The sequence below is a fragment of the Mesorhizobium sp. genome, assembly GCF_004963255.1.
Taxonomy (GTDB): Bacteria; Pseudomonadota; Alphaproteobacteria; order Rhizobiales; family Rhizobiaceae; genus Mesorhizobium.
In genome coordinates, this window is record NZ_SUGA01000051.1 from 1 (window position 1) to 23,221 (window position 23,221).

A 23,221-nucleotide genomic window follows, 5' to 3' on the forward strand; every position below is an offset into this window, starting at 1 on the left:
TCTCCCCCCATGTGGGGGAGATGTCCGGCAGGACAGAGGGGGGCGCTGTCCCGCCAGCGTAGCTCACTAGCCCGGGAAGATGAGCCTAGCGCGCTGCGGTCGCCCATCACGCCAGCGCCTCCTCGACAATCCTCCCCAGTTCCGGCGTGATCGCCGACAAATCTTCCTCGTCCTTGATCAGCACGCCGATGGCCCGCCGAAAGGCCTCCGGCCAGGGGCTGCCGCCCTTTTCGAGGATGGTCACGGCATTCGCCCATTCCACCGCTTCAGCGATGCCCGGCGGCTTTGCGAGAGGCCGCGCGCGGATCGCCTGCACGGCGTTCGCAACTGCGCGCGCCGTCGCCTCGGCAACGTCGCCCGAGCGCAGCATGATAATCTCGGCCTCGCGCCGGGCGTCGGGATAGCCGATCCAGTGGTAGACGCAGCGCCTGCGCAGCGCCTCGGCCAGCTCGCGGGTGCGGTTCGAAGTCAGGATGACGATCGGCTGCGTTGCGGCGCGGATCGTGCCGCGCTCGGGGATGCTGATCTGGAAGTCGGAGAGGAATTCCAGAAGCAGCGCCTCGAACTCGTGATCCGAGCGGTCGATCTCGTCGACAAGCAATACACGCTCGACCGGCGCGCGCAGCACCTGCAGCAGCGGCCGGGCGATCAGGAAACGGTCGTCATAGATGTCGATCTCGTGCTCGCCGGCATGGCGGATGGCGAGCAGCTGGCGCTGGTAATTCCATTCATACAGCGCATGCCCGGCGTCGATGCCTTCATAGCACTGCAGGCGCACCAGTTCGCGGTCAAGCAGCTCTGCGACCGCCTTGGCGGCCTCGGTCTTGCCGACGCCCGGCGCGCCTTCGAGCAGCAGCGGCTTGCCGAGCCGGATCGCCAGGAAGATAGCGGTGGCGAGGCTGTCGTCGGCCAGATAGCGCGAGGCGGCAAGGCGCGCGGCGATCGCCTCCGGCGAAGCCGCGATTTCAACGGCGTCGGCGCTGGTCATTGTCCCCTCAGCTCGCGGCTCGCGCCTTCAGCGCGCGCAGGATGCGTTCGGGCGTGATCGGCAGCGTGTCGATGCGCACGCCGACAGCGTCGAAGACGGCGTTGGCGACCGCCGGGATCTGCGGGTTGGCGCACATCTCGCCCGGACCCTTGGCGCCGAACGGGCCGTCGGCGGACGGACGCTCCAAGACGACAATCTCGGTCTGCGCCAAATCGCCGGGACCGGGCATCAGATACTGGTTGAAGTCGGTGCCGCCATGGTCGCGGTTCGGATAATAGGGCTCGGTCGTCTCGTAGAGCGCGTGGCTGATGCCCATCCATGAGCCGCCGACCAGCTGCTGCTCGACCATCTTCGGGTTGAGCGCGCGGCCGATCTCGAACACGTTCTTCACGGTAAGCACCGTCACCTCGCCGGTCTCGTCGTCCACCTCGACCTCGGCCACGGTGCAGGCATGGGCATAGCAGGTCGACGGCTTCATCGCACCGGTCTCCTTCTCCGGATAGGAGCGCGGGATCAGGAACATGCCGCGACCCGAGATCGAGCGGCCGCGCTTGAAATGTGCCGACAGCGCGACATCGAAGATCGAGATCGATTTCTGCGGCGCGCCTTTCACCTGGATGTTGCCCTGGCCGTCGGTCTCGAGGTCGGAGGCGTTCACCTCGAGTTCCTCGGCCGCGACTTCCAGCATTACCTGGCGAGCTTCCTTGGCTGCCTGGATGACGGCGTTGCCGGCGCGGTGCGTGCCGCGCGACGCGAAGGTGCCCATGCAGTGCGGGCCGGTGTCGGTGTCGGCGGTGTCGACGACAACGCGGTCGGTCGGAACGCCGATCGTCTCGGCGCAGATCTGCGCCATGATCTGCTTCATGCCCTGGCCGAGATCGACGCTGGAAAGCGTGACCATGAAATTGCCGGTCGGCGTCGAATGGACCAGCGCCTGGGTCGGGTCGCCACCGAGGTTCATGCCGGTCGGATAGTTGATCGCGGCGACGCCGCGTCCACGCCGGATCGCCATCTCAGGCTCCCTTCCTGTAGGAGGACATCGCCATGTATTTCTCCGCCACCGGCCAGTTGGCGGCGCGCGAGGCTTCCTGCATGCATTCGATCAGCGCCGCACCCTCGGTCGGCTGGCGATGCGCCTTCATGTCGCCGTCGCGATAGGCGTTGATGAAGCGGAATTCGAGCGGGTCCATGCCGATCAGCCGCGCCAGCTTGTCCATCTGCACTTCCAGCGCGAAGTCACCGATGGTGACGCCGAAGCCGCGCATGGCCGACGAAGGGGTGCGGTTGGTGTAGACGCAATAGGTGTCGATCCAGACATTCGGGATCGTGTAGGGACCGGGATAATGCGCGGCGCCCTTCTGCGCGCCATAGGGCGAGTGGCGCGAATAGGCGCCCGCATCGGTGTAGCCGGTCACCTTGCGCGCGACGATGCGGCCGTCCTTCATCACGCCGTCCTTGATGACGACCTTCTCGGCCGCGCGCGGCGAGGAGATCTGCATTTCCTCTTCGCGGCTATAGACGAAGGAGACTGGGCGTCCGGTGAGCTTGGCGCCGAGAATGGCGATCGGCTCGACGATGACGTCGACCTTGCCGCCAAAACCGCCGCCGACCGTGCCGCCGACGAAATGCAGCTTCGAGCCCGGCATCTGCAGGATGATCGAGGCGTTATCGAGGGTGAAGAACATCGCCTGCGTGTTGGTGTAGCAGGTGAAGCGGTCATTGCCTTCGGGCGCCACCACGCAGCCCGTCGTCTCGGTCGGCGCGTGCTCGATCGGCGAGGACTGGTAGGACTGTTCGAGGATGTGGTCGGCCTGGGCAAAGCCCGCCTCGACATCGCCGAAGCGCACCTTGCGGCATTCGCCGCTGTCATAGAGATAATAGTTCTGGCCGTGATACTCGTTGACCAACGGGGCGCCGGGCTTCAGCGCCTCCTCCATGTCGAAGACCGCCGGCAGCACCTCATAGTCGACCTTGACCTTGGCGGCGGCTTCCTGCGCAGCGCGCTCGGTCTCGGCCAGCACCGCCACCACGGCCTCGCCCTTCCAGCGCACCTTGCCGTCGGCAAGCACCGTCTCGTCCTCGGGACCCACCTGGATCAGGATCAGGATGGTGTAGATATTATGCGGAACGTCCTTGGCGGTCAGCACGCGCACGACGCCCGGATGCTTCTCCGCTTCCGACGTATCGATCGAGCGGATGCGGGCATGGTGATGTGGGCTGCGCACCATCTTCAGATGCAGCATGCCCGGGAAGTTCCGGTCGGCGAAATAGGCGGTCTTGCCGGTGACATGTCCCGGCGAATCGAGCCGCGGCCGCGGCTGGCCGATCTCGTTGAGACCGTCCTTGCGGACATCGGCGAAATAATCCTTGCGCAGTTCCATGGCTCGTTTCCTCAAGCGGCGGTCCGCGAGTTGGCGCGCGCGGCAACCAGCACCGCCTGGATGATCGGCTCGTAGCCGGTGCAGCGGCAGATGTTGCCGGACAGCGCGTCGACCACGTCCTCGCGGCTGGGGTTCGGCGTGCGGTCGAGAAGCACTTTTGCCGCCATGATCATGCCCGGCGTGCAGAAGCCGCATTGCGTGGCGAAGGCATCGAGGAAGGCGCGCTGCAACGGATGCAGCACGCCCCCTTCGGCGAGGCCGGCGGTGGTCTTGATATCGGCGCCGTTGCAGGTCTCGGCCAGCGTCAGGCAGGATAGCTTCAGCTCGCCGTCGATGATGACGGAGCAGGCGCCGCAGGTGCCCTGGTGACAGCCGCCCTTGGGCGAGGTGTCGCCGATTTTGTCGCGCAGTGCGTTGAGCAGCGTCGTCCCGCTTTCGATGAACTCGGCGTTTTCAGAGCCGTTGAGCGTGAATTGAACCGGGACTTTCGCCATTTTTCCTCCCTGCGCGCCTGCCCGGATGAATCGAACAGACGCGCGTCCCCACGGATTAATTCGACAACAGCCGGCCGAGATGAACCGGCAGGACCTCGGCGCGATACCAGGCGCTGGCGATCGGGTCGGTGATCGGCGCGATGCCTTCGCCCGCGGCGGCAAGCGCCGGCGCGATTTCCCGCGGCGTGAGCTTGCAGCCGAGCAGCGCCTTCTCCGCCGCCGCGGCGCGGATCGGGCGATCGGCCATGCAGCCCAGCGCGATCCGCGCCGAGACCACCGTGCCGTCGGCCGCAAGTTGCAGAAGCGCGGCGATGCTCAGCACCGACACACCCTTGGGCTTGACGCGCGACACTTTCAGGAAGCGGAAGCTCTCCGTCTTGGGCAATGCAAAGCCGACAGCGGTGACGATGGCGCGACTGGTGTCGCGGCCGGCCAGGAAGGCCTCGATCGGCGTCTCGCCGTCTTCGGTGACGACGGTCGCGTCCAGCGCCAGCAGGGCCACGGCGAAATCGCCGTACGGGGCAGGGGCGAACAGATTGCCGCCGACGGTCGCCATGTTGCGGATCGCCGGCCCGCCGATGGCGCGTGCGGCCGGCGTCAGCGCGGCAAGCTCGGGATGGCTGGCAATCGCCGCCATGGTGACGGAGGCGCCGAGCCGGACCTTGCCGCCCGCAACAGCGATTTGCGAGAAGCCAGAATCGGTGACGCGGACCAGGCTGGATGTGGACACGTCGCCTTCATTGGCCGCGCGGACCACAAGCGTACCGCCGCCGAGATAGCGTGTGCCGGGGGCTTGCAACGCGGTGTTGGCGTCTTTCACGCTCGAAAAAGTCTGCAGCGCAAGCGACATAGCGCGCTCCCCGGTTCAACTGTTGCCGGCGAAATGGGCCTTCAGGGCGTTGAAGCCGCCCTGGAAGACGTTGGCGCCCATGCCCTCGGCCAACTTGTCGGCCTCCTCCGGCGCTGCGTCGAAGCTCGCCGTCCATTCGGCATAGGTGCGGTTGCCGTCGGTGACGCGCCGTAATTGCAGGGTCGCCTTGTGATTGGTGAGCGGCTGCGGCGTTTCGAGGATGGAGTAGCTGACCAGGAAATTCTCGTCTGAGAAGTCGAGCAGCTTTTCACGCAGCGTCGCGCCGCTGGCCAGCTTGAAATTGCGCACGCAGCCGATCGCGGTGGCGTCCTTGCCGTCCTCGATACGACTTTCCACCATGCGCGGATGCCAACCAGGTAGGCCGTTGAAGTCGCGGATGCGCGCCCAGACCTGCTCTACCGGCGCGTCGATGACGCTTGAGATGGTGACTTTCGCCATAGACTGGTTCCCCTGCAAAGACGGGGAGAAGGCTACGGCTGTCGGTCAGCTTGCGCTTATCAATGCGTCTTGAGTGCCTATCAACCAGTCGGAAAAAGTCGCGTTGATATTCAGGTGATGCCAGCCTGCAGATGACGGCTTCCTGCGCTTCCGGTGCTCACGTACGTTCAGTACGCTCCGCTCCGGTTCTCGGAAACCATCATTTCGGCTCGCCCTGACCTGAATCTCAACGCGCCTTAGACTGTCGCCCGAGCGGCTTCGCGGTAAAGCGTCGGCGGCACTCCCACATGGTCGCGGAAGAAGCGCGAGAAATTGCCCTGGGTGGTGAAGCCGAGATTGCAGGCGACCGAGATCAGCGGCTCCTGCGACCACTGCAACTGCCGCACGGCTTCCTCCATGCGCAGCGTGTTCCAGTAGACGTTCGGGGTCAGGTTGGTCTGTTCCTTGAAGAGCGCAAAGAAATGCGGTCGGGAAAGCCCGACAGAGCGGGCGACATCGTCGAAGGAGATGCGCTCGCAGACATTGGCCTTCATCAGCTGGATCGCCTTGCGGACACGGAAGTCGAGCATCGTGTTGATGCGCGCACGGGCTATCTGCGGCGACGAAGCGTCCGCTGCGTCGAGCACCGAGTCGATGAAACGCTCGATCTCGTAATTGGCGACGTCGTCGATGCTCTCATTGTCGGTGAGGTGATCGAGCAGGTTTGCCGCCGCCTGGTGCAGCCAAGGCTCCAGCGCGATTGCGGCCTGCGTGAACAGCGGCGCCGAGGAGGGCAGGTCGCGGCGCCGGCGCGCCCAGTCGGGGTCGATGTAGAAGGCGAGGAACAGGCCTGGCTTGCCGTCATGCGATAGCGCGTGGCTGTGCGGCTGGAACGAGTTGATGCCGGCTGCCGTGCACGGTCCAAGCCGCACCGTTTCGCGGCCGATGGTCATTTCGCCTGCCGTGCCTTCCAGCCAGATGATGAGATGTGCCTCGCCATGGGCATGGGTGACGAAGTCGTTGGCGACATTCAGCACGGAAACATGCCCGAACCGGCCCCAATAGAGCCTGATCGCGTCCGTCATGGGTATCGTTCCTCCCGCGGGCGACTGGCCTCCCTTCGCCTGCCGGGGAATAGTGCGGCTGAGTTTGCGGTTGCGTCAAGGCGGGCAGGAATGATGGCCGTCTTGCATTGCCCGTCCGGACCGATTTTCAGACTGGGCGATAGGAGCGCATCCCTTTCTTCCACAAAGGGGAAGGGAAGCCTAATCGCTGCGCCTGAAGTTGCGGATACGATCGAAGAGCACTGCCAGGATGATCGCGCCGCCGATGAAGGTGCCTTGCCAAAAGGCGTTGATGCCAAGCAGGCCGAGGCTGTTGCGGATCACCTCGATCAAAGCCGCGCCGACGATGGCGCCGAGCGCGGTGCCGACGCCGCCGGCGAGATTGGCGCCGCCGATGACGGTGGCGGCGATGACCTGCAGCTCCATGCCGGTGCCGAGATTGGTGGTGACCGCACCCAGCCAACCGGTCTGGATGATGCCGGCGAGCCCGGCGGACAGAGCCGAGATCATGTAGACGGCGACCTTGATCTGCTTGACGGGAACGCCTGTCAGCGTCGCCGCGTGCTCATTGCCGCCGATGGCGAAGATGTGCCTGCCGAACTTGGTCCAGCGCAGGATGAAGCCGGTGATCAGCGCCAGGATGATCATGTAGAGCACCGGGTTGGCGATGCCGAAGACCCAGGCGCCGCCGCCCAGTGCCAGGAGCTTCTGGTGGTCCGGCCCGAACTGGAAGACCACGGTGTTGTTGGAGGCGACCATGGCAAGGCTGCGCGCCACCGAGAGCATGCCGAGCGTCACCACGAAAGGCGGAAAGCCGACATAGGCGATGAGCACGCCGTTGAAGGCGCCGATGGCGAGCGCGGTGACGATCGTTGCCAGGATGCCGATCTCGATCGAATAGCCGGCATGCATGGTGACGGCGAGCACCATGGAGCACAGGCAGAGCACCGAGCCGACGGACAGGTCAATGCCACCGGTGATGATGACGAAGGTCATGCCCAGCGCGACGATGGCGACGAAGGTGACGTTGCGGGTGATGTTGAAAAGGTTCTTCGAGGTGGCGAAGGAATCGGTCGCGAAGGACAGGAACAGGCAGGCGAGTATGACCGCGATCACCACCCAGAATGTCTGGTTGGCGAGGAGCCGCGACAGGAAAGTGTGCTGCTTTTGCGCGATCGTCTGGTCAAGGGTGACTGCCATTGTCGACCTTTCCTGAGGTGGGACGCGGAACACCGCGCGTCACGCCACCCGTTCAAATCCGTGAGTCATGCCACCTGTTCGATGGCGCCGGTGATCAGCCCGGTGACTTCCTCGGGCGAGCTCGAAGCGATCTTCTTGTCGGCGACCTTGCGGCCGCGCCGCATGACGATGACGCGGTCGGCGACGTCAAACACGTCGGGCATGCGGTGGCTGATCAGCACAACCGCGATGCCCTGGTCGCGCAGATGGCGGATGAGGTTCAGCACCTCGGCCACCTGCCGGACCGAGATCGCGGCCGTCGGCTCGTCCATCAGCACGATCTTGGCCTGCGACAGCATGGTGCGGGCGATCGCAACCGCCTGGCGCTGGCCGCCCGACATCTGCTTGACCAGGTCGCGCGGCCGCGTCTCGGATTTCAGTTCGGCGAAGAGCTGGCCGGCGCGCCTGTACATCGCCGCATAGTCGAGGATGCGAAACGGGCCGATGCCGCGGCGCAGCTCGCGGCCGAGATAGACGTTTGCCGCGGCCGTCAGATTGTTGCACAGCGCAAGGTCCTGGTGGACGATCTCGATGCCGTGCTGGCGGGCCTCCGCCGGCTTGTGCATGACAATCTCCTTGCCCTCCAGATGCATGGTGCCATGGCTTGGGCGGAAATTGCCGGCGATCATCTTGACCAGCGTCGACTTGCCGGCGCCGTTGTCGCCCATCAGGCCGACGACCTCGCCGGCCTCCAGCGAGAACGAGACGTCGTTGACCGCCTGGATGGCGCCGAAATGTTTCGAGATGTTGGCGAGTTCGAGAACCGACACCAGCCTTAAGCCTCCCCATGTTGACGCAGCAGTTTGCCGGCTTGCCAGCAGCGCTTGCGTTCCGCCCGTCCATCTCCTCACGAACGGCGCGATACATGCATTTAGGCAAAAGCCGGCAAAGCCGTCAATCAATTGTCTGACGATTAATTTCGAGACTCGACAAAAAATCGGTTTTGTAGGACAAATAGGAATTGACCGTTGGCGAAAAGCCGATATTAGCTAGCCTCGGAGGAATAATTTGCCCATCGAGCGCGCGTAGGGCGGAACGGGGCAAATGGCTTGACGATCAAGGATTCGGCTGCGCCAGTATTGGGGCAAACGGATCGGCAAATGCTTATCAGTCCGGCCCGGAACGCGAGCATTGGGAAGATGCTCGGCATCGTTCTTGCGCATCCGGTCTGATCGGTGTGGCGGGCACGCGGTGTCCGTCTGTTTCAAGGGAGGACTGATATGAGGAAAACACTTTTGCTTGCCGCCGTCGCCGCCATGGCGTTGGGCGCCGGGCCGGCTTTGGCCAAGAAACAGCTCGTCATCGTCGTGAAAGGTCTCGACAATCCGTTCTTCGAAGCCATCCATCAAGGCTGCGAGAAATGGAACAAGGAAAACGCCAGCTCGGAATATGAGTGCTTCTATACCGGCCCGGCGTCGACCTCGGACGAGGCCGGCGAGGCGCAGATCGTGCAGGACATGCTGAGCAAGCCTGACACGGTTGCGATGGCGATCTCGCCGTCCAACGCGCCGCTGATCGCGCAGACGATCAAGAGCGCCAATCCGTCGATCCCGATCATGACGGTCGACGCCGACCTTACCAAGGAAGACGCCGCCCTTCGCAAGACCTATCTCGGCACCGATAACTACCTGATGGGCAAGAAGATCGGCGAGTACATCAAGAAGGCCAAGCCGAATGGCGGCACGATCTGCACCATCGAGGGCAACCCGGCGGCCGACAACATCCTGCGCCGCGCGCAAGGCATGCGCGACGCGCTGACCGGCAAGGAAGGCCTCGCGGCACTTGCCGGCGAAGGCGGCTGGACCGAAGCCCCCGGCTGCCCGGTGTTCACCAATGACGACGGCGCCAAGGGCGTGCAGGCGATGACCGACATCCTGGCCGCCAATCCGAAGCTCGACGCCTTCGGCATCATGGGTGGCTGGCCGCTGTTCGGCGCCCCGCAGCCCTATCGCGACCTGTTCAAGCCGATGGCCGACAAGATCGCCAAGAACGAGTTCGTCATCGGCGCCGCCGACACGATCGGCGACGAGGTGGCGATCGCCAAGGAAGGCCTCGTCACCGCGCTGGTCGGCCAGCGGCCGTTCGAAATGGGCTACAAGGCGCCTTCGGTGATGCTCGACCTCATCGGCGGCAAGAAGGTCGACGATCCGGTCTTCACCGGGCTCGACGAATGCACCAAGGAAACCGCCGATACCTGCATCCAGAAGTAGGCTGCGTCGGAACCAAAAAACGAGGGGGCGCCCAAAAGGCGCCCCCGCGCTTTTTCAGAAAATGGTCTCAGATCTTCTGCTTCACGCCGTCCTTCGAAGGCATCAGGTCGACGCCGTTAAGCTTGCCGATATGGGTCGCGAGCATCGGTACATATTGTTCGGCGGGACCGGCGGCATGGGCCGTCGCGAAGGAATTCTTGGTGGCGTTGCCGAGCGGGTTGGCGATGCCGGCCGCGCCCGCCATCGATTCCAGATAGGTCAGGTCCTTGAAGGCATTGGCGATGGTGAACTTGTGCGCGTCGCGGTCGCCCTCCAAGGTCCAGCGCATGAAGGTCTGGTAGAAGCCGCAATCCATGCGGCCGTTGCGGATGACGCTGTCGAAGCGCGCCGGCGAGATGCCGACCTTCTGCGCCAGCGCCAGGGCCTCCGAATAGATCGCCGCATAGCCCAGCGAGACGAAGTTGTTGAGCAGCTTCATGCGATGGCCGTCGCCGGTGTCGCCGATATGGACGATGCGGCCGGCCCAGGTCTCGATCACCGGCTTCAGCCTGGCGAACACCGCGTCCGGCGCGCCGACCATGGCGTCGAGCGTGCCTTCCCAGGCCTCCTTCGGCGTGCGGCTGAGCGGCGCATCGACATAATCGACGCCGAGCGCCTTGAGTTCGGCGGCGAGCGCCACGGTCGAGACAGGGTCGGAGGTCGAGCAGTCGACGACCACCGAGCCTTGCTTCAGGCCTTCCTTCAGCCCGCCGGGACCGCGGATGATCGCCTCCACCTCGCGCGAGCCGGTGACGCAGATGAAGACGATGTCGGAAGCCGCCGCCACCTCCTTGGAGGTGGCCACTTCCCTGGCGCCGCGTCCCAAAAGGTCTTCCGCGGGCTTGCGGTTCTTGCGGCCAAGGAAGGTCAGCGGATAGCCCTTGTCGACGATGTTCTTGGCGATGCCGTGCCCCATCAGGCCCAGGCCTATGAAACCGATATTCTCGCGGGCAGCGGTGGTGCTCATGTCGTCTCTTCCCTGTCTTTCGTGGTGATGGGCGCCCGCGCGGCGGGCATTTGTCGAGAAGGTTTCCGCGGATCGCGGTTGGCAAGCGATTGCGGAATACCTTATTGTCTGACAATACACATAATTCCTGAGCCTTGTGGAGAGCAAAATGACGAAGCGGATCATGTTCACCGGCGGCAGCGGCAAGGCCGGCCGGCATGTCGTTCAGTATCTGGTCGAACATGGCTGCCAGGTGCTCAACATCGACACCAAGCCGCTCGACAATCCGAAGGTACGCACCCTGATCACCGACATCACCGACAGCGGGCAGGTCTTCAACGCGCTGTCGAGCTATATGGGCCTGCACGAATTCGATCCGTCGCTGAGGGCCCAGCCGGTCGACGCGGTGGTGCATTTCGCGGCGATCCCGCGCATCATGATCACCCCGGACAACGAGGTGTTCCGCATCAACGCAATGGGCACCTACAATGTCATCGAGGCGGCGGTGAAGCTCGGCATCCGCAAGGTGATCATCGCTTCCTCGGAGACGACCTACGGGCTGGTCTTCGCCAACGAGCCGCGCAATCCGACGCATTTCCCGCTCGATGAGGATTATGACGTCGACCCGATGGACTCCTACGCGCTGTCGAAGATCGTCAACGAGAAGACGGCGCGAGCGTTCGCGCTGCGCAGCGGCGCCGACATCTATGCGCTGCGCATCGGCAACGTCATCGAGCCGCATGAATATTCGCTGTTCCCGAAATGGTTCGCCGATCCGGGTTTTCGCAAGCGCATCGCCTGGAGCTACATCGACGCGCGCGATCTCGGCCAGATCACCCTGCGCGCCATTGAGAAGGACGGCCTTGGCTACCAGGTGTTCAACGCGGCCAATGACGATACCTCGTCGGACCTGCCGACGGCGGAGCTTTTGAGGCGCTTTTATCCGGGGGTGCCGGTCAGGGCCGAACTCGGCGAATATGAGACGCTGCTCTCGAACCACAAGGCGCGCGGAATGCTCGGCTTCCGTCCCGAGCACAGCTGGCGCAAATACGTAAAAATCGCCTGAGCGAGGCTAAATGCCGGTTGATCTGTGCACATCTCAGCAGGTTGTAGCAAAGCGGGCCTGCCGTGCTTGACAGCCCCTGAAAACGGGATTTTCTGGACCTATGCGGGACGCGAAGCCGAACAATGAAAAAAGGCCGACGAAGATGGCTGCCGCGGAGCGTACGGCCGGCTTCCGCCGGGCAGACGCGCCACGCATCCCCGGCGCCAGCGTGCACACCTCTCTGGCCAGCGAGATCGGGCTTCGCATTGTGCGCGGCGACTATCCGCCGGGCACCATCCTGCCCAATGAAGCGAAATGGTCGGAGACCTTCGACGTCAGCCGCTCGGCGGTGCGCGAGGCGATCAAGATGCTGATGGCAAAGAGCCTTCTGGCGTCGCGGCCGAAGATCGGCAGCTGGGTCGAACCGAAGGAACGCTGGAACCTTCTCGACCGCGACGTGCTCGCCTGGTACGCGACGTCGCCGGATCGCGAGGTGTTCCTGAGGACGGTGCAGGAATTCCGCCACATCATCGAGCCGGAGGCGACGGCTTTCGCGGCGATGCGGCGCACCGACGAGCAGATGGCCGAGATCAGCCAGGCCTGCCGCGAGATGGGCGAGGCCACCAACCTGCAGGAGCGAACCCGCGCCGACACGCGCTTCCATCTCGCAATCCTCAGGGCCTCGGGCAACGACCTCCTGGTGCCGTTGGGCGTGCTGATCGAATCCGCCTTCGACCATCTCTTCGCCTACACGACGCGCGAGCTGGACGATCTGCAGCATGTCCAGAAGCTGCACGAGGCGATCGAGAGGAATATCCGCCTGAGAAGGCCGGATGCAGCGCGCAACGCGGTCCGCAAGCTGCTGGCCAATACCGACGAAGTCATTCAATCGCGTTAAGGCCTATCGATATTCAGGTGAGGCCGGCCTGCGAATGATGACTTTCTGCGCTTCCGGTGCTCACGTACTTCAGTACGTTCCGCTCCGGTTCTCGAAAATCACCATTCTCGACTCGGCCTGACCTGAATCTCGACAGGCCTTATCCCCGCCTAATCCTGCTTCTCGCGGCCGAAGGCGACGCGTAGCTCATCCTTTGCCTTTTCGAGCACTTCCTTGCGCTCATCAGGCAGGTTCTTGCCGGCGCGATTGATGTAGAAATTCAGCATCGACATGGCGGATTGGAACGGCTCCGCCTTGCGGCGGTCGCTGTGCTCGGCCGAGCGCTTCAGCGAGGCGGCGATCTTCCTGGCGTCGTCGGATTCGAAGACGTGCTCCTCGAGATCCAGCGCATCGCTGTGCTCGGTCACGTCGGCCGACCATTTCTTCTTTGCGGTCATGGCGAAACTCCCTGCAAGAGCGATTCACCGGTTTGCCGCCGAACCGCTCTATCTCTTGTCTCCAGCAATTCCGGATGGAAAACCGTCAGACACTTGTCCTGGAATTGCTCTGAGGCAAAACTCCAGGAAATGAGAGGGGTTCCCGGTTCTGGTGCCACGGATTGGCCGGTCGTGGCGCTGCTCGGCCGGCAAATGCGCCGGTAGTGGAGGCAGAACCGCCGACTTCGAGAACAGCGGACAGGAACGCCTTGACGACGATCTCCAGCAATGCAGCGCCCCCGGGCATAGACAGCACCTATGCCTGGACGAGGCTGGCCATTTCCGTATTGCTGGCGACCATCGGGGGCGTCGGCATGTGGGCGGTGGTCGTCGTTCTGCCGGCGGTCCAGGCCGAGTTTGGCGTCGACCGCGCGGCGGCCTCGATGCCTTACACTGCGACCATGGTTGGCTTCGCTGCCGGCAATGTGCTGGTCGGGCGCGCCATCGACCGTGTCGGTTACTGGATCCCGGCGCTTGTTTCCTCAACGGCGCTAGCTGCCGGCTTTCTGCTTGCGTCGCTCTCCGGTTCAATCCTGCAGTTCACTTTCGCCCAAGGCTTGCTGATCGGGTTGGGGACATCCGCTATTTTCGGACCGCTGATCGCCGACATCTCGCATTGGTTCAATCGCCGGCGTGGCGTTGCGGTGGCTGCGGCTGCGTCCGGCAGCTATCTCGCCGGAACGGTCTGGCCGGCGATCATACCGCCGCTGATGAGGGCGGAGGGCTGGCGTTTCACCTATCTGGCAATCGGCATCGCGTGCCTGGCGACGATGGTGCCGCTGGTTCTGATGCTGCGCCGGCGTGCTCCGGTGGTTGTGGCAGGCTCGCCGGGCACGCGCCCGGTCCAGCCGATCGCATTGTCGCCGGCGGCACTTCAGATGCTGCTGGTGATAGCTGGTCTCGGCTGCTGCGTGGCGATGTCGATGCCGCAGGTGCATATCGTCGCCTATTGCCTGGACCTCGGCTATGGCGTCGCGCACGGCGCCGACATGCTTTCGATCATGATGGCCGCCGGCGTCGTCAGCCGCCTCGCTTCCGGCTTCGTCGCCGATCGGATCGGCGGGGTGAGGACCTTGCTGATCGGTTCGGTTCTGCAATGCCTGTCGCTGTTCTTTTACATTCCCTTCGACGGGCTCGCCTCGCTCTACGTCGTCTCGCTGGTGTTTGGCCTGTCGCAAGGCGGCATCGTGCCTTGCTATGCGATCATCGTGCGGGAATACATGCCCGCCAAAGAGGCCGGCCAACGGGTGGGCATCGTCATTATGGCGACCATTTTCGGCATGGCTATCGGTGGCTGGATGTCGGGCTGGATCTACGACCTCACCGGTTCCTATTCGGCCGCCTTCCTGAACGGGATTGCCTGGAACCTGCTCAACATCCTGGTGATGCTTCTGGTGTTCTGGAAGGCAAGACGCAGCAGCGTCGTCGTGGCCTGACGGGCTGGTGCCGGCGCATTTGCAGGAAGGCGCCTCGGCTTGACAACAAATCGCGGCTGCGCGACGCCAAGCCAAATGAACGCGGTACGGGCCTGCGAGATGGCGACACCAGGATCAATGGCATTGCGGGCGCGCAGCGGGCGGGATTTGCCGCACGGGGCTCGCCCTTGAGCAAGCCGCGCTCCCGCCGCGGCGGCGGCCGTCCGACCATTGCCGATGTGGCGCGCAAGGCGGGTGTCGGCGCGATCACCGTGTCGCGCGCGCTGCGCGAGCCCGGACGGGTGTCGGAGGATCTTCGCCGGCAGATCTTGGCCGCGGTCGACGAACTCGGCTACGTGCCCGACCCGAACGCCCGCGCGCTTGCCTCGGCGCGCGCCGAGGTGTTCGGCGTACTGGTGCCTTCGCTCACCAACAACGTCTTCGCCGAAGTCGTGCGCGGCATCTATGACAGTCTCTCCGACAGCCCGTTCCGCATCCAGATCGGCAACACGCATTATTCCGGCCTGGAGGAAGAGCGGCTGCTGCAGGTTTTCGGATCGCAACGTCCGGCTGCGCTGATCGTGGCCGGCATCGACCAGACCCCTGGTGCGCGACGATTGCTGGAGAATGCTGGTTGCCCGGTGGTGCAGGTGATGGAGACCGGGCCGGACCCGGTCGACATGATGGTCGGCTTCTCGCATCTGGACGGCGGCAGGACGGCCACCGAGCACCTTCTGCAGACTGGCTACCGCAAGATCGGGTTCATCGGCGCCAGGATGGATCCGCGTTCGCAGCGGCGCCTTGCCGGCTACCGCGCCGCCATGGAGGCTGCCGGGCTGTTCGATCCGCGGCTGGTCACCACGACGCCGGTGCCGTCAAGCGTGAGCCTCGGGCGCGAGCTGTTCCGCGACGCGCTGGCCAAGATGCCGACGCTGGACGGCGTGTTCTGCAACAATGACGATATCGCGCTCGGCGTTCTGTTCGAATGCCACCGCGCGTCGATCGGCGTGCCGAAGCAGATCGGCATTGTCGGCTTCAACGATCTCGACATGATGCAGGTGTCGTTTCCCTCGATCACCAGCGTGCGCACGCACCGCTATGAAATCGGTACCCTATCCGTCGCCATGGCGCTTGCGGCGATCGCCGGAAACCGGCCCCAACAGCGGATCGTCGATCTCGGTTTCGAGCTCATGCGGCGCGAGAGCACCGCGCGTTGAAAAGCCTGGAAAAATGTCGAAGGCACCGCTTTACAGCTAATCATGGTAGCGCTACCATTTGTCTGTAAAATCGACATTCGGTGGGATCGGAGGCTGTTTATTATACATAAGCAACAGTCGTTGCTTGTTTATTATGTATAATATGATAGTTTTCTAAATTGTCAGGAACGCTGAGGGGGAGAGGAGGATCAGGGCGACGTGGGTCGTCCCTGTGGGCGTGTTTGGTGGGCGGAGGGTGCCGACCGTGAACGCCAGGATTCATCACAAGCAGAACTGCAACTGGGAGGAATATCGATGATCAAGTCACTCGTTGGCGGCGTCATTGCCGCCACTGCATTCGTCATGCTGGGTTCGTCGGCGATCGCCGGACCTGAAGTGGTCAAGGGACCCGCGGCAGAGCCGGACTGCTTTGCGCCATGGGCAGCCGACACGCAGTTTTTCAAATTTCCGAAGAAAGACGGTCCTTACCGCATCGCGCTTGCCAACGGCTACATCGCCAACACCTGGCGCATCCAGATGATCCAGACGGCCAAGGCCTACGCGGCGCAGCCGGATGTCGCCAAGAAGCTCAAGGAATTCAAGGTCGTGTCGACCGGCGAGGATGTGCCGGCGCAGATTTCGGCGATAAACAACTTCATCGATTCCGGCTTTGATGCGATCGTCGTCAACGCCCAGAATCCGACCGCCTTCGGGCCGGTCATCAAGCGCGCCAAGGAAGCCGGCGTTGTGCTCGTCGCCTTCGACAACATCCTCGACACCAAGGATGCAATCAACGTCAATGTCGACCAGAAGGGCCTGGGCGAGCTCTGGGGCAAGTGGCTGGTGGCGCATGTGCCGAATGGCGGCAAGGTACTCGAGGTGCGCGGCGTTGCCGGCACCTCGGTCGACACCGATCGCCACAACGGCATCCACGAGGTGCTCGATGGATCGGGCAAGAAGTGGGACGTCACCGAGGTCGTCGGCAAGTGGGATGACGGCGTGGCGCAAAAAGCCACGGCCGATGCCATCGCCACCAGCGGACCGTTCGACGGCATCACCGGGCAGGGCGGCGACACCGGCATCGTGCAGGCGATGATCGACGCCAAGCATCCTTTCGTGCCGTTCGGCGGCGAGACAGAAAACGGCTTCCGCAAATTCTGCGCCGCGCACGCTGCCGATGGACTGAAATGCTCGTCCGCCGGCACCGGCCCCGCACAGGTGGCGGTTGCCATCAAGACCGCGATCTCGGCTCTCGAAGGCAATGTCGTGCCGCAGTCGGTCAAGTTGCCCCTGGCCATCGTCGAGGATCCGAACTTCAAGGCTGGCCAGGACTTCTTCCCCGATCAGTCCGACAATTTCTTCGTCGGCAATTCCTTCCCGACCTGCGGCATCAATTTCACCGCGCAGGAAATCATGGGCCAGACCAAGGAAAACAAATAGTCTGACCGGACGGTGCCGCGGCGAGCTCGCGGCACCGTCCTCCTGTTCTCAACTCGAAACGGCCGGGGAGGGCTGATGGACGGCGCGGCTCCGCTCTTCCGCATGGAAGGCATCTCCAAGCGCTATGGCGGCGTGCGGGCCTTGGAAAAGGCCGACCTGACGGTCACCGCCGGCGGCATCCACGCCATTCTGGGCGAGAACGGCGCCGGCAAATCGACGCTGATCAAGATCATGGCGGGCGTTGTGGCGCCCGACGAAGGCACGATGACGCTGGATGGCCGCGAGGTGAGCTTCGCCTCACCGGCGGCCGCCAATCAGGCCGGCATCGTCTGCATCTTCCAGGAGCTGTCGCTCATCCCGGAGCTGAGCGTCGCCGACAACATCGTCATTTCCGATCCGCCGAAGCGTTTCGGCATGATCGACCGCAAGGCGCAGCGGCGCATCGCGGAGGAAGCGCTTGCACGCGCCGGGGCTTCCGACATCCATCCCTGTGCCCTGGTCAAGGACCTGCCGCTGTCGCGCCGGCAGATGGTGGAGATCGCCAAGGCACTAGCCCGCAAGCCGCGTATCCTGATCCTCGACGAAGCGACCTCGGCGCTGACGGCGGCGGATGTCGCCAAGGTCTTCGAAGTGTTGAAGCGGCTGCGCTCGGAAGGGCTGGCGCTGCTCTACATCTCGCACCGCATGAACGAGATCGCCGAGCTCGCCGACCACTGCACGGTGTTTCGTAACGGTCGCAACGTTGCCAGCTACCCCGCGGGCTCGAAGAGCGACAATGAAGTGGTCGAGCTGATGATCGGCCGCGAATACAGCCATATCTTCCCGCCGAAACCCGGTCCAGATGCGGCCGCCACGACGGTTCTCGAAGCGCGCAACCTCTCCTGGGCCGACCGCCTGGACAATATCTCGTTAAGCGTCAGGGCAGGGGAAGTCGTGGGTCTCGGCGGTCTCGACGGACAGGGGCAGCGCGAATTGCTGCTTGCTTTTTTCGGCGTGCTGCGCGGCCTTTCAGGCGAGATCCTGATCGACGGCAAGCCCGTTTCGATCGCCAGCCCGACCGCGGCAAGCCACGGCCGCATCGGCATGGCGCTGATCCCCGAGGATCGCAAGACCGAAGGGCTGATGCTGCCGATGACGGTGCGCGAGAACCTGTCCTTCGCGGCGCTCGACAGGCTGTCGAAAGGCGGCATCATCGACCGCGCCGCCGAGCAGCGGCTCATCGACGACATGGTCGGGCTCTTGGCCATCAAGACAGCGGGTCTCGACATTCCTGTCGGCGCGCTGTCCGGCGGCAACCAGCAGAAGGTGGTGATTGCCAAATGGCTGATGCGGCAGCCGCGCATCATCCTGCTCAACGATCCGACGCGCGGCATCGATGTCGGCACCAAGCAGGAGCTCTACCAGCTGATGCGCAAGCTGGCCGACGCGGGCGCCGCGATCCTGTTCTATTCAACCGACTATGACGAGCTGATCGGCTGCTGCGACCGCGTGCTGGTGCTCTATGACGGCGCGGTCAAGCGCGAGCTGGTCGGCGACGGGATCACCGAGCACGCGCTGATCGCCAGCGCGCTCAACATCCATGGCGAAGGTGCCGGGTCGAGGCAGGGAGCGGGCGCGTGAGGGACTGGCGCTATTGGCTGGCCGAGCAGCGCGGAACGCTGCTGGCCTTCGGCATCTTCATCGTCATGTTCGCGATCTACAGCGGCAACCATCCGGCCGGCTTCACCGCCAATGTCGTGCAGACGGCGGCCAACAAGGGCGTGCTGCTGGCCTTCGTCGCCATGGCCCAGACATTGGTGGTGATCACCGCCGGCATCGACCTGTCGGTCGGCATGATCTTCACGCTCACCAACTGCATGGCTTCATGGCTGGTGATCGGCACCGGCCTGGAGACGGCGTTTGGCGTGCTGGCTGTGCTCGGCACCGGGCTCATCTGCGGCGCCGTCAACGGCGCGATCGTCATCTACGGTCGGCTGCAGCCGATTGTCGCCACCATAGCCACGGGCGCCGTCTTTTTTGGCCTGGCGCTGCTTTTGCGACCGGTTCCCGGCGGTTCGGTCAATGAGGACCTTGCGGATTTCCTGACCGGGCGTTTCTTCGGCGTGGTGCCGGCGAGCCTCGTGGCGCTGCTCGTCATCGTGCTCGTCGTCTGGGTGCCGTTCAGCCGCTCCGAATTCGGGCGCGCCGCCTACGCGGCCGGTTCGTCCGAGACGGCGGCTTACATGTCGGGCGTGCCGATCCGCAGGGGCAAGTTCCTGGCCTACACGCTTGCCGGCCTGCTTGCGGCCATCGGCGGCCTGTTCCTGACCTTCTTCACCTATACGGGCGAAGCGGCTTATGCGAGCGGCAACGCTTATACGCTGTTCTCGATCGCCGCCGTCGTGCTTGGTGGCGTGTCGCTGTTCGGCGGCAAGGGCAGCGCCATCGGCGCGATCTTCGGCGCGCTCGCCTTCCGCACCATCGGCGACCTCTTGTTCGTGTTCGACTTCGATCCGCTCTGGCAGCCGCTGTTCCAGGGCGTTATCCTGTTGATCGCGGTCAGCCTCGGCGCTTTCGCGCTGTTTCGGGTGCGCAACCGGCTGGAGTGGTTCCTGTGAGCGAGACGACCATCGGCGGCATCGCCGGCCGCATGCCCAAATTTCTGCGACGCGCCGATCCGGCTGTCGTCACCGCCTTTGCCTGCATCGTGATCCTGCTTCTGCTCGGCAGCCTCTATTCGCGCAGCTTCCTCTCGCCGGAATATCTGCTGCAACAGTTGAAGGTCGCGTCCTTCCTCGGTGTCATCGCCACCGGCATGATGCTGGTCATCCTGCTCGGCCAGATCGATCTGTCCGTGCCGTGGTCCGTGGCCACAGGCGCCATGATGGCCTGCGCGGCCGCCGCCTACGGATCGGTCGGCGTCGCGTTGGCCATTCCTTTCGGGGTCCTGTGCGGTGTCGCGATCGGCCTCGTCAACGGCATCGGCGTCGCCTATCTGCGCATTCCCTCGATGATCATCACCTTGGCCACCAATGCCGTGGCGCAAGGGCTGATGGTTGTCTATACCGGCGGTTTCTCGCCACAGGATTCGGCGACGGCGGCGATGCGCTATCTGGCAACCGGTTTCACCATCCCGGGCGTTCCCAACGCCGTCATCATCTGGGCGCTGATCGGTGCCGCGATGGTCTTCGTGCTGACCCGCACCAGCTTCGGCCGCGCCGTCTACGGCATCGGCAATCGCGAGCGCGCCGCCTATCTTTCCGGCATCGACACGCGCCGTATCGTGCTGATCGCCTTCGCCGTCTCCGGCGGCCTGTCGGCTTTTGGCGGCGTGCTTTTGGCCGGTTATGCGTCCAAGGCGGCGCAATCGATGGGCGATGCCTATCTGCTGCCGTCGATCGCCGCCGTCGTGCTGGGCGGCACGTCGATCCTTGGCGGGCGCGGCTCCTATCTGGGCACGGTTGCGGGCGTGATCCTGATCACGCTCCTGCAATCCATACTCTCGGTCATGCAGATGCCCGAGGCGGGGCGGCAGATCATCTATGGCGTCGTCATCGTCGCCATGCTTCTGCTCTACGGGCGCGCGCCGGCAAGCCGCTGACCGTGGATGAGGCAAGCCCAAGACCGCAGATCCCGGAGCTCCGCATGAATGATCTTCGGACGGCGCCGGCCATCGTCGTGATGGGCGTTGCCGGCTGCGGCAAGACGGCCGTCGGCGAGGCGCTCGCCGGGGCTCTCGGCGCCGACTTCATCGAAGGCGACCGGCTGCATCCGCCGGAGAATGTGGCGCGCATGGCGCGCGGCGAGCCGCTGACGGATGCGCTGCGCGCGGGCTGGCTCGACGCCATCGGCGAGCGTATCGCGAGTTCCGCTGCCGGCGGACAGAAAGCGGTGGCGGCATGCTCGGCGCTGAAACGCAGCTACCGCGATCGGCTGAGCCGCTTCTGCCCGGAGGTCGTCTTCCTCTACCTCAAGATCGACCGCGAGACCGCCTGGCGACGGGTCGCCAATCGCAAGGGTCATTTCATGCCCGCAAGCCTGGTCGACAGCCAGTTCGCCACGCTGGAAGAGCCTGCCGCCGACGAAAGGGCGGTGACGGTCGACGGAACGCGAAGTGTTGGCGATATCTTGAAAGAGATTGCTGGTTAGAACAGTTCGGGGGATTCAGGCGCCGTCATTGCCGATTGCGGCCTCGGTTGGACGCTCGGTCAGCCGCGTGGCGCTCGACCAGGCCATCATCTGCTCCGGACAGAGTTTGAGCGTTTCCAGCATATGGTCGCGCTTCGACAGGATGTATCCCGCCTGGACGGCAAGGTTCTTCGCCGCCGTGTCCTTTGCCGGCGACGCGGGGACTTGCGCGCCCGCGCTCAGCTCGCTGACGACCGCCCGGTACTGGCGAAAGGGGACCGTCTCGATGGTCGCCATATGAAAGAGTGCCGCGCCTGCGCGAGCGGCGAAGTTTGCCGGCGCCGAGGCGAGGTGGGTCCAGCCACGCTCGCCCATGGCGGCCTCGGCGAAGGCTGAGCCGGCATAGATGGTGTTGGTCATCAGCACCACGCCGTTTGCCTTCAGCACCTTCTGGATACGTGTGGTGACCTGATAGGCGTCGGTGCGCTCAAAGACGATCCGGCTTTTCAGGAAACGGTTCTCGACCTTGACCAGCGGCGGATTGATGACGCGCAAGCCGAACTCGCTTGGCGAAAGGCCGTGGTACCGCGCGCTTACCTGATGGGCATCGACGCCGGCCTCATGCAGGGCGCGCTTGCCCATGATCGTCTGCGCCGTGAACTGGTCGCACCATATGATGACGCCGCGCCCGTTGCGCAGGGCTTGGTGCAGAGCCTCGAGGCCTTCGAGGCGGATCGCCGGCGACCAGCGCCAGCCTGCCACGAGATGCGCAGCAAGCGTCAGTCGCCGGCGGTGAACGGCGGCAAGCTGCGCTTCGAACATTCTTCGCGTGTCGATCGCATCGCTAAGCACTGCCCTAACTGCGACGTCGTAACGGTCGAATTCCTTGCGGAAATGGCGCTTGCGCCGGAGCCCCGACACCCAGCCGCAGATGGGTTCCCACCACGAGACCGGCAGCAGCGCCGCGACGCCAAGATAGAAACAGGACAGCAGGCTCTCGCGCAGGTCCCGATTGACAAAGCGGCGCAGTTTTCCGGGGCGGATTACCTTGCGGCTGAAGAAGCGAACGGTTTCGTTGCGCTCCAGCACCGGCACGTCGGCGGTGATCTCGGTATGATAGATCTCATTCGACGTTGGCTGCCGGCTGGCCCTGCGGGAATTGCCTAGGCAAGGCAGCCTCATGCGTCAGAGCCCCGTTCCACTTTTTAGATGGAGCATGATCTTGTCCGAAAACCGGTACCCACTTTTTGCGTTCGCTGACCTTCGGTTCGGGATCATGCTCTGCCGCTTTACTGCGTCGAAAGCAGACAAGCAACCAAGGGCCCTGTGTCGAAGGCGAGCCGTTTCAGATCTGCGAAGTGAGCTCTGCCGGGAAATCGTCGTTGTCGGCGTCGCGCATGGCGGCGAGGCTGCGGTTGTCGAGCACCTCGGCGATCGCCTGGCGCACTTCCAGCATCATGTGGCGGACCTGGCATGTCGCCTCGTCGCAATCCTCGCAACGCTGGTATTGCGTGCGGCTGGCGCAAGGGATCGGCGCCAGCGGCCCGTCGAGCACGCGCACGACATGGCCGATCTTGATCTCGGATGCGGGCCGGGCGAGGCGATAGCCGCCTTCCTTGCCCTTGCGGCTCTGGACGAAGCCGGCATTGCGCAGCTCGCCCAGGATCGCATCCAGGAATTTCTTCGGGATGTTGTTGGCGACCGCAATGTCGTTGACGAATGCGAGCTGGCCAGCCGGCAGGCTGGCAAGATGCACAAGGGCCTTGAGGCCGTATTTGCCTTTTTTGGTCAGCATGCCCGATTCAATTCATCAAACCCCAATCGCCCTGCATCTGGCGGTTGTTTGTGTGCAAATCATGACAGTTTGACCGGCGAACGCCCTCTGGCCCAACAATTTGCCGGTGCAACTTAGGCACAAACGCGTTGATTCTTCGTAACGTTTTTCACGTTGGGGCCGGGATTTCCCCTGCGAACTCATGCAGCCCCGCTTACAAG

Annotated in this window: 23 protein-coding genes; 10 read left to right on the forward strand and 13 right to left on the reverse strand. The window is 64.0% G+C overall.

All coding sequences use genetic code 11. The features are described 5' to 3' along the window. Positions 1-106 precede the first annotated feature (106 nt). The 9 genes from E5X34_RS30275 to E5X34_RS30315 all read right to left on the reverse strand — a co-directional run bounded on the left by E5X34_RS30275 (position 107) and on the right by E5X34_RS30315 (position 8,275). Positions 107-988 (reverse strand): MoxR family ATPase, encoded by an 882-nt coding sequence (locus E5X34_RS30275; RefSeq protein ID WP_292572626.1) that lies wholly within the window; start codon positions 986-988, stop codon positions 107-109. Between the two features lie 7 nt (positions 989-995). Then, entirely contained in the window at positions 996-2,000 is a 1,005-nt protein-coding gene (locus tag E5X34_RS30280) for a molybdopterin cofactor-binding domain-containing protein (protein ID WP_292572629.1), read from the reverse strand. Between the two features lies 1 nt (position 2,001). Beyond that, a complete protein-coding gene (locus E5X34_RS30285) occupies positions 2,002-3,369 on the reverse strand; it encodes a xanthine dehydrogenase family protein molybdopterin-binding subunit (protein WP_292572632.1) in 1,368 nt (455 codons plus the stop codon). Between the two features lie 11 nt (positions 3,370-3,380). Then, on the reverse strand, positions 3,381-3,863 hold the full coding sequence (locus E5X34_RS30290; RefSeq protein WP_292572635.1) for a (2Fe-2S)-binding protein: 483 nt from the start codon (positions 3,861-3,863) through the stop codon (positions 3,381-3,383). A 55-nt stretch (positions 3,864-3,918) separates the two neighbouring features. Next, positions 3,919-4,713, reverse strand: a complete 795-nt coding sequence (locus E5X34_RS30295; RefSeq protein ID WP_292572638.1) for an FAD binding domain-containing protein — start codon at positions 4,711-4,713, stop codon at positions 3,919-3,921. A 15-nt stretch (positions 4,714-4,728) separates the two neighbouring features. After that, positions 4,729-5,172 (reverse strand): SRPBCC family protein, encoded by a 444-nt coding sequence (locus E5X34_RS30300; protein WP_292572641.1) that lies wholly within the window; start codon positions 5,170-5,172, stop codon positions 4,729-4,731. Between the two features lie 236 nt (positions 5,173-5,408). Next, positions 5,409-6,236 (reverse strand): helix-turn-helix domain-containing protein, encoded by an 828-nt coding sequence (locus tag E5X34_RS30305; protein ID WP_292572644.1) that lies wholly within the window; start codon positions 6,234-6,236, stop codon positions 5,409-5,411. Positions 6,237-6,416: 180 nt separating this feature from the next. Next, entirely contained in the window at positions 6,417-7,415 is a 999-nt protein-coding gene (locus E5X34_RS30310) for an ABC transporter permease (protein WP_042637227.1), read from the reverse strand. 65 nt (positions 7,416-7,480) lie between these two features. Further along, positions 7,481-8,275, reverse strand: coding sequence for an ATP-binding cassette domain-containing protein (locus E5X34_RS30315; RefSeq protein WP_245467380.1), 795 nt, complete (start codon positions 8,273-8,275; stop codon positions 7,481-7,483). A 399-nt stretch (positions 8,276-8,674) separates the two neighbouring features. On the opposite strand from E5X34_RS30315, the gene E5X34_RS30320 reads away from it, so the two are divergent. Beyond that, positions 8,675-9,664 (forward strand): sugar-binding protein, encoded by a 990-nt coding sequence (locus E5X34_RS30320; RefSeq protein ID WP_042637229.1) that lies wholly within the window; start codon positions 8,675-8,677, stop codon positions 9,662-9,664. A gap of 67 nt (positions 9,665-9,731) precedes the next feature. Here E5X34_RS30320 and E5X34_RS30325 read toward each other — a convergent pair whose 3' ends face one another. After that, positions 9,732-10,835: an NAD(P)-dependent oxidoreductase gene (locus tag E5X34_RS30325; protein ID WP_292572647.1), complete on the reverse strand. Its 1,104-nt coding sequence runs from the start codon at positions 10,833-10,835 to the stop codon at positions 9,732-9,734. Between E5X34_RS30325 and E5X34_RS30330 the strand changes: the two genes are divergently transcribed. Both E5X34_RS30330 and E5X34_RS30335 read left to right on the forward strand, forming a co-directional pair. Beyond that, positions 10,819-11,715: an NAD(P)-dependent oxidoreductase gene (locus E5X34_RS30330; protein WP_292572650.1), complete on the forward strand. Its 897-nt coding sequence runs from the start codon at positions 10,819-10,821 to the stop codon at positions 11,713-11,715. The two genes, E5X34_RS30325 and E5X34_RS30330, sit on opposite strands and share 17 nt — an antisense overlap. 142 nt (positions 11,716-11,857) lie before the next feature. Further along, positions 11,858-12,592 carry a FadR/GntR family transcriptional regulator gene (locus E5X34_RS30335; RefSeq protein WP_292572653.1) on the forward strand — a complete coding sequence of 245 codons (735 nt, stop codon included), beginning with the start codon at positions 11,858-11,860 and terminating at the stop codon, positions 12,590-12,592. 149 nt (positions 12,593-12,741) lie between these two features. Here the strand turns inward: E5X34_RS30335 and E5X34_RS30340 are convergent, their stop codons facing one another. Then, positions 12,742-13,029: a DUF3175 domain-containing protein gene (locus E5X34_RS30340; RefSeq protein WP_292572656.1), complete on the reverse strand. Its 288-nt coding sequence runs from the start codon at positions 13,027-13,029 to the stop codon at positions 12,742-12,744. A 248-nt stretch (positions 13,030-13,277) separates the two neighbouring features. Here E5X34_RS30340 and E5X34_RS30345 point away from each other — a divergent pair, with 248 nt between their 5' ends. From E5X34_RS30345 to E5X34_RS30375, 7 genes are all read left to right on the forward strand, one after another. Beyond that, positions 13,278-14,504, forward strand: a complete 1,227-nt coding sequence (locus tag E5X34_RS30345) for an MFS transporter (RefSeq protein ID WP_292572659.1) — start codon at positions 13,278-13,280, stop codon at positions 14,502-14,504. 167 nt (positions 14,505-14,671) lie between these two features. Continuing rightward, a complete protein-coding gene (locus E5X34_RS30350) occupies positions 14,672-15,700 on the forward strand; it encodes a LacI family DNA-binding transcriptional regulator (protein ID WP_292572662.1) in 1,029 nt (342 codons plus the stop codon). A 294-nt stretch (positions 15,701-15,994) separates the two neighbouring features. Further along, positions 15,995-17,119, forward strand: a complete 1,125-nt coding sequence (locus E5X34_RS30355) for a sugar ABC transporter substrate-binding protein (protein WP_292572666.1) — start codon at positions 15,995-15,997, stop codon at positions 17,117-17,119. Between the two features lie 75 nt (positions 17,120-17,194). Next, positions 17,195-18,739, forward strand: coding sequence for a sugar ABC transporter ATP-binding protein (locus tag E5X34_RS30360; protein WP_292572669.1), 1,545 nt, complete (start codon positions 17,195-17,197; stop codon positions 18,737-18,739). Continuing rightward, positions 18,736-19,716: an ABC transporter permease gene (locus E5X34_RS30365; RefSeq protein WP_292572673.1), complete on the forward strand. Its 981-nt coding sequence runs from the start codon at positions 18,736-18,738 to the stop codon at positions 19,714-19,716. Before E5X34_RS30360 ends, E5X34_RS30365 begins: the two co-directional genes overlap by 4 nt. Then, positions 19,713-20,699, forward strand: a complete 987-nt coding sequence (locus E5X34_RS30370) for an ABC transporter permease (protein WP_292228663.1) — start codon at positions 19,713-19,715, stop codon at positions 20,697-20,699. Before E5X34_RS30365 ends, E5X34_RS30370 begins: the two co-directional genes overlap by 4 nt. 44 nt (positions 20,700-20,743) lie before the next feature. Then, positions 20,744-21,247: a gluconokinase gene (locus tag E5X34_RS30375; protein ID WP_292572676.1), complete on the forward strand. Its 504-nt coding sequence runs from the start codon at positions 20,744-20,746 to the stop codon at positions 21,245-21,247. 15 nt (positions 21,248-21,262) lie between these two features. Here E5X34_RS30375 and E5X34_RS30380 read toward each other — a convergent pair whose 3' ends face one another. Then, positions 21,263-22,408: a hypothetical protein gene (locus tag E5X34_RS30380; RefSeq protein ID WP_292572679.1), complete on the reverse strand. Its 1,146-nt coding sequence runs from the start codon at positions 22,406-22,408 to the stop codon at positions 21,263-21,265. Positions 22,409-22,571: 163 nt separating this feature from the next. Then, positions 22,572-23,021, reverse strand: coding sequence for an Rrf2 family transcriptional regulator (locus tag E5X34_RS30385; protein WP_040970141.1), 450 nt, complete (start codon positions 23,019-23,021; stop codon positions 22,572-22,574). Between the last annotated feature and the right edge of the window lie 200 nt (positions 23,022-23,221).

Bases quoted from the DNA above. Each gene is read 5' to 3' on its own strand.
- E5X34_RS30275 (WP_292572626.1), bottom strand. From the start codon at position 988: ATGACCAGCGCCGACGCCGTTGAAATCGCGGCTTCGCCGGAGGCGATC.
- E5X34_RS30280 (WP_292572629.1), bottom strand. From the start codon at position 2,000: ATGGCGATCCGGCGTGGACGCGGCGTCGCCGCGATCAACTATCCGACC.
- E5X34_RS30285 (WP_292572632.1), bottom strand. From the start codon at position 3,369: ATGGAACTGCGCAAGGATTATTTCGCCGATGTCCGCAAGGACGGTCTC.
- E5X34_RS30290 (WP_292572635.1), bottom strand. From the start codon at position 3,863: ATGGCGAAAGTCCCGGTTCAATTCACGCTCAACGGCTCTGAAAACGCC.
- E5X34_RS30295 (WP_292572638.1), bottom strand. From the start codon at position 4,713: ATGTCGCTTGCGCTGCAGACTTTTTCGAGCGTGAAAGACGCCAACACC.
- E5X34_RS30300 (WP_292572641.1), bottom strand. From the start codon at position 5,172: ATGGCGAAAGTCACCATCTCAAGCGTCATCGACGCGCCGGTAGAGCAG.
- E5X34_RS30305 (WP_292572644.1), bottom strand. From the start codon at position 6,236: ATGACGGACGCGATCAGGCTCTATTGGGGCCGGTTCGGGCATGTTTCC.
- E5X34_RS30310 (WP_042637227.1), bottom strand. From the start codon at position 7,415: ATGGCAGTCACCCTTGACCAGACGATCGCGCAAAAGCAGCACACTTTC.
- E5X34_RS30320 (WP_042637229.1), top strand. From the start codon at position 8,675: ATGAGGAAAACACTTTTGCTTGCCGCCGTCGCCGCCATGGCGTTGGGC.
- E5X34_RS30330 (WP_292572650.1), top strand. From the start codon at position 10,819: ATGACGAAGCGGATCATGTTCACCGGCGGCAGCGGCAAGGCCGGCCGG.
- E5X34_RS30325 (WP_292572647.1), bottom strand. From the start codon at position 10,835: ATGATCCGCTTCGTCATTTTGCTCTCCACAAGGCTCAGGAATTATGTG.
- E5X34_RS30335 (WP_292572653.1), top strand. From the start codon at position 11,858: ATGGCTGCCGCGGAGCGTACGGCCGGCTTCCGCCGGGCAGACGCGCCA.
- E5X34_RS30340 (WP_292572656.1), bottom strand. From the start codon at position 13,029: ATGACCGCAAAGAAGAAATGGTCGGCCGACGTGACCGAGCACAGCGAT.
- E5X34_RS30355 (WP_292572666.1), top strand. From the start codon at position 15,995: ATGATCAAGTCACTCGTTGGCGGCGTCATTGCCGCCACTGCATTCGTC.
- E5X34_RS30360 (WP_292572669.1), top strand. From the start codon at position 17,195: ATGGACGGCGCGGCTCCGCTCTTCCGCATGGAAGGCATCTCCAAGCGC.
- E5X34_RS30375 (WP_292572676.1), top strand. From the start codon at position 20,744: ATGAATGATCTTCGGACGGCGCCGGCCATCGTCGTGATGGGCGTTGCC.
- E5X34_RS30380 (WP_292572679.1), bottom strand. From the start codon at position 22,408: ATGAGGCTGCCTTGCCTAGGCAATTCCCGCAGGGCCAGCCGGCAGCCA.
- E5X34_RS30385 (WP_040970141.1), bottom strand. From the start codon at position 23,021: ATGCTGACCAAAAAAGGCAAATACGGCCTCAAGGCCCTTGTGCATCTT.